6 protein-coding genes are annotated in these 4,290 nt (G+C 30.2%); all 6 read right to left on the bottom strand.

Translation table 11 applies throughout. The annotated features are described in order from the left end of the window. Positions 1–24 precede the first annotated feature (24 nt). Positions 25–630, bottom strand: coding sequence for a LemA family protein (locus tag LWW95_11805; protein ID MDL1957711.1), 606 nt, complete (start codon positions 628–630; stop codon positions 25–27). Further along, positions 627–1,055: a hypothetical protein gene (locus LWW95_11800; protein MDL1957710.1), complete on the bottom strand. Its 429-nt coding sequence runs from the start codon at positions 1,053–1,055 to the stop codon at positions 627–629. Before LWW95_11800 ends, LWW95_11805 begins: the two co-directional genes overlap by 4 nt. A gap of 4 nt (positions 1,056–1,059) precedes the next feature. Further along, a complete protein-coding gene (locus LWW95_11795) occupies positions 1,060–1,812 on the bottom strand; it encodes a DUF3592 domain-containing protein (protein ID MDL1957709.1) in 753 nt (250 codons plus the stop codon). Positions 1,813–2,170: 358 nt separating this feature from the next. Further along, complete coding sequence (locus tag LWW95_11790) at positions 2,171–2,551, bottom strand: hypothetical protein (GenBank protein MDL1957708.1); 381 nt, start codon at positions 2,549–2,551, stop codon at positions 2,171–2,173. A 259-nt stretch (positions 2,552–2,810) separates the two neighbouring features. Beyond that, positions 2,811–3,401: a hypothetical protein gene (locus LWW95_11785; GenBank protein MDL1957707.1), complete on the bottom strand. Its 591-nt coding sequence runs from the start codon at positions 3,399–3,401 to the stop codon at positions 2,811–2,813. A 2-nt stretch (positions 3,402–3,403) separates the two neighbouring features. After that, positions 3,404–4,290 (bottom strand): LemA family protein (locus tag LWW95_11780; protein ID MDL1957706.1); only part of this gene is annotated, 887 nt, incomplete at its 5' end.

The raw sequence follows: 4,290 nt of genomic DNA, 5'->3' as shown, positions 1-4,290 counted from the left end.
TAGATTATAAACTTTCTTTTCATATTAAAACCTCACCTTCACTGGCTCGCTTGCTTCTTCTTTGGCTTCAAAATAATCCTTTTCCCTAAATCCAAACATAGGAGCAATTATATTCCCAGGGAAAGTTTTTATCTTTGTATTGTAAATTCTTACTGCATAGTTATATCTTTGTCTGGCAACAGCGATTCTATTTTCTGTTCCTTCTAACTGGTCTTGCAAAGCCAGAAAGTTTGTGCTTGCTTTTAAATCTGGATAATTCTCCACTAAAGCAAAAAGACTTTTTAAGGTCTTTGTTAATTCTGACTGAGAAGCAGAAAGTGCAATAAAATCTTCCTTAGTCAATGATTTCTTAGATGAAATTTTTTCTAAAAGAGTTTGAGCTTTTGCTCTTGCCTGAGTTACTTTTAGCAAAACCTCTCTTTCATGCTGAGCATAACCTTTTACTGTCTCAACTAAATTAGGGATTAAATCTAATCTTCTTTGTATAACTGTCTCAATCTGAGCTTTTGCTTCTTCCACTGCTTTTTCTGATTCAACTAAACTGTTGTAAGTTAGAATTAGACCTATTCCAGAAACTCCTAAAATAATAATCAACCCAATTATTAAAAATAAAGTTGCCTGAACTTTCATTTTGCACCTCCTCTTTTTCTATAATGCCAGTTGTTATTAGTATCAAATATATAAATCTGGCTCATTTTCTTTAAATCTATTTTCCAAGTTCCACCTTCTTTCTTTAATAAATAAGGAGGAACCTTTTGAGAAGGTGGATTAAAATAAATCACAGCCTCACAACAGGATTTTTTCTCTACATAGAAATCTAAATCTTTTAAATCATTGTATTCTCTTCTCATTAAAGACTTTGAAGGATTAACTATCTTTTTTGATTCAGAAGTTATCAAACTAAAATATTTTTTAATATCTCCTTCCTTAAGTGCTTGCCTGTAATTCTCAAAAGTTTCGTAAGGAGTGGATTGAGGAAAAACTTGGAAAGTTAAAAACAGATTAAAAAATAGAAATATTGTAAAAACCTTTACTTTCAAATATTTACTCCTCATTAACTTACCTCCTTTCTTTTAGAAAAATTGCACTTTTTGAAGGATCATCTTTTTTATAAAAGACTGTAACAACATCGCCTTTTTCTAAATCTTTTACTGAATTGACTCTGCGAATTTCTTCTTTAGCTACATAAACTTTACCTTGAGTATCTGCAAATTGGTAAGAAATATCGACCCCATAGGTACCTTTTGAAGTAGCTTTGACTTTCTTTGAAAGTACAATACCTTGTGTGGCTATTCCATGATTATAGAGATTAACTACTCTAATCGTTTTAGCAATTTGAAGGAAAATAATTGCAAAGATAACTACCCACATAATAGCAAAAAATATGAAAAATACCACATAAGTTATAAGAGGAGCTGTGTTGCCAACAATTTGAGAAATGGAGGGATTTTCTTTTAAAAATATTATTTGTAGCCTGTCACCTTTCTTAATGTTTGCTAAAGGTTTTCCTTGTATTTTTCTGCCAACTTGCTCTTTTTTCTCTATCAATTTATTATTTGCATCATAAAAGTAGTAATACACAAAATTTGATCCCATCCGTCCTCCTCCAAAAGCAACATCAGAAACATACGCTGTAGTAAAAATTCCTTCTTTTTGCAATCTGTTGTATTCTTTTATTCCTTTGTATACTTTTTCTCCTGCAACAAAAACGAGCAAAGAAGCTATCACCAATAAAATAAAAAGAGTAAATAATTGATTTGGAGAGTATCTATTTTGATAAACTTTAAAAAAACTAAACTGATTATTACTCATTTTACTCTCCCATTACTTACAGCTCCGCAGGAAAATTTCTCTTTACATTTTTCCTCTTCATTAAAACCATCTTAATTATCTTGCGATAAAGAGAACAAAACACAATGGTAAACAGAAGAAATACACAAATATAGTAATTAAAACTCCCCAACTTCTTTCACTAATAAACCAATTTTTAACAGAAATAGGAGCAAACCACATAATAAGACTGTGAAACAAAACTGGGAGAAAAACCAACAAAGAGCTTAACAAGAGAGTTTTTAGTCTTTTAGAAACTAAACTTAATGGTATTGCTATCAATATAAGTATCCAGACCATCCAAAATATTAAAGCAAACATTTTCCTTTTTTCTCCTTCTTCATAACAAAAACGAGATAATCATAATCAATCCAATAACACCCATCCCAATATACAATACCAACATATAAACATATCTTCTTGTCTTCTGTTTAAACCTTCTTAAAATAACGTCTCCAAAATCTTCTTTGGAAAGCAGGAAATTGAACATCTCGTTTTTATTTTTAACCGAAGCCATAAATTTTATTCTTAAATCTGAAGTAAAATAAGGTTTACCCAAATCTTTCCATCTTTCAGGATAATTTATTTTTATATACTCAATTTGGTTTCTAAAGGATTCTAAGATCCTGAAAATGAAATAGAACAACAGCAGAAGTGTAAGGATATATACGATCCATTTAATCACAGAGAAGTCTAATCCTACTTTCCCACTCTTTAACATTATAAAAACCACAATTAGCAAAAGCATTAAGACAAAGGTTAATGTTCCTTGATAGACTTTATTCTTACTTAAGGAATATAAAAACTCCAAAAAGTAATTCAGCAACAAATATACAAAAGCTGTGAATAAAACTAAGGAAAATATCTTCAGAAAAATCACAAAATAGCCCTCCACAGTCTTTTCATGGAGGACTACAAAAAAGACGAATGAAAATACCAATGAAACTATCGCCACAAATATCAAAAAATTAACCAATTGGCTACGCAACAGCTTCATCTTCACTCCCAAGATTTTCTAACATCCTTTGTTTCCACAAATCTGGATCGCTTACCTTGATCCTCCAAATACTTTTCTCTCTAAGATAAACTGCTTCTATAATCAAAGTCTCCTCAGAAACCTCTACTCCTTTAATTGTATATTGTTTGACCAATCTACTCAGACCCGGAATATTCCGTTTAGCTAAAATGAGAGGAAACTCCCCCTGCCTTGAAGGAATCACATATAACGCCCGGGCAGTTAAATAAATATCTCCCTTGACCCAGGACACACCACCCAATAACATAGGGGAAGTTTTATAAGAAATCTTTATCCTTACCTCTTTTTGCTCTAAGATAATCCCTTCTGAATTTATCCTTTGAAGCAGATATTCAGACCAAAACTGAAACCGTCTACGAAGTAATACTGAGCCGATTATGAAAAATCCAAACATCAAAACAATTACCAATATAATCTGCCAAAGTGGTTTTGGACTGCTTCCTTTTCCTATAGGTCCTATTCCTATTTGTGCATAGGCAAGATGAGTAGTTAATAAAAGAAGAAATTGACTTAATAGAAAGGTATATTTTTTCATCTTTACACTTTTTCTACTTCAAAATACTCTTTTGGCTCAAATTTAAAAATTTTTGCTATTAAATTCATAGGAAAATATCTTAAAGAAGAATTATAAACTCTCACTTGATTATTATAAATCTCTCTTTTTCTTGCAATTGTATCTTCTATATCTTCTAACTGTTTCTGAATAGTTAAAAAATTAGCACTTGCTTTCAAATCAGGATATTTTTCTGCCAAAGCAAATAATCTTACTAAACCTGTGTTTAATTCTCTTTGAGACTCTAAAAATTTTTTTAATTTTTCTTTATTAAAAGCTGAAAAATCCTCCATAATCTTTTGAGCTTTACTTCTTGCTTGAGTAACTTGAAGTTGAGTCTCTTTCTCATAAGTAGCATAATTTTTTACTGCTTCTAAAAGAACAGGGACTAAATCTAACTTTTTCTGATATTGAGCTTGAATATCTGCAAATGACTTGTTTGCCTTTTCTTCTCTTCTTACTAAAAGATTATAAAATAGAAGAAATAATATGCTTAAAAAACTTAAAACCACAATTAAAAGAATAGACATAAATAATAATCCAATCTTCATTTCTTGCCTCCTTTTAGGAATCTCTTTTTTTATTCTTTCTGCTTTTTCGAAAACTTCTTTTGCTTTATTTTTAAAAATTTCATTATTTGTTTCTTTGTAAAGCAATTGATAACTTGCTCCTAAAAGAGAATATCCTAAAGAAAACTGCGGGGATTCTTCTATTCCTTTTTTACAAAACTCAATTGCTTTTCTATAATCTTCTTGTTGAAGATAAAAATTTGCTCTTTGAAAATAATCTAAAGTTGAAGAAGAAATTTTTAATGAAAAGTCTTTAGTTCCTATTGAATATATAAAGAAGGGGGTTATTATTAATAACAAAA

The sequence above is a fragment of the Candidatus Desulfofervidus auxilii genome (assembly GCA_030262725.1).
Taxonomy (GTDB): Bacteria; Desulfobacterota; Desulfofervidia; order Desulfofervidales; family Desulfofervidaceae; genus JAJSZS01.
Note: the sequence above shows the minus strand (reverse complement) of the source record. Positions and strands in the feature narration are given on the sequence as shown.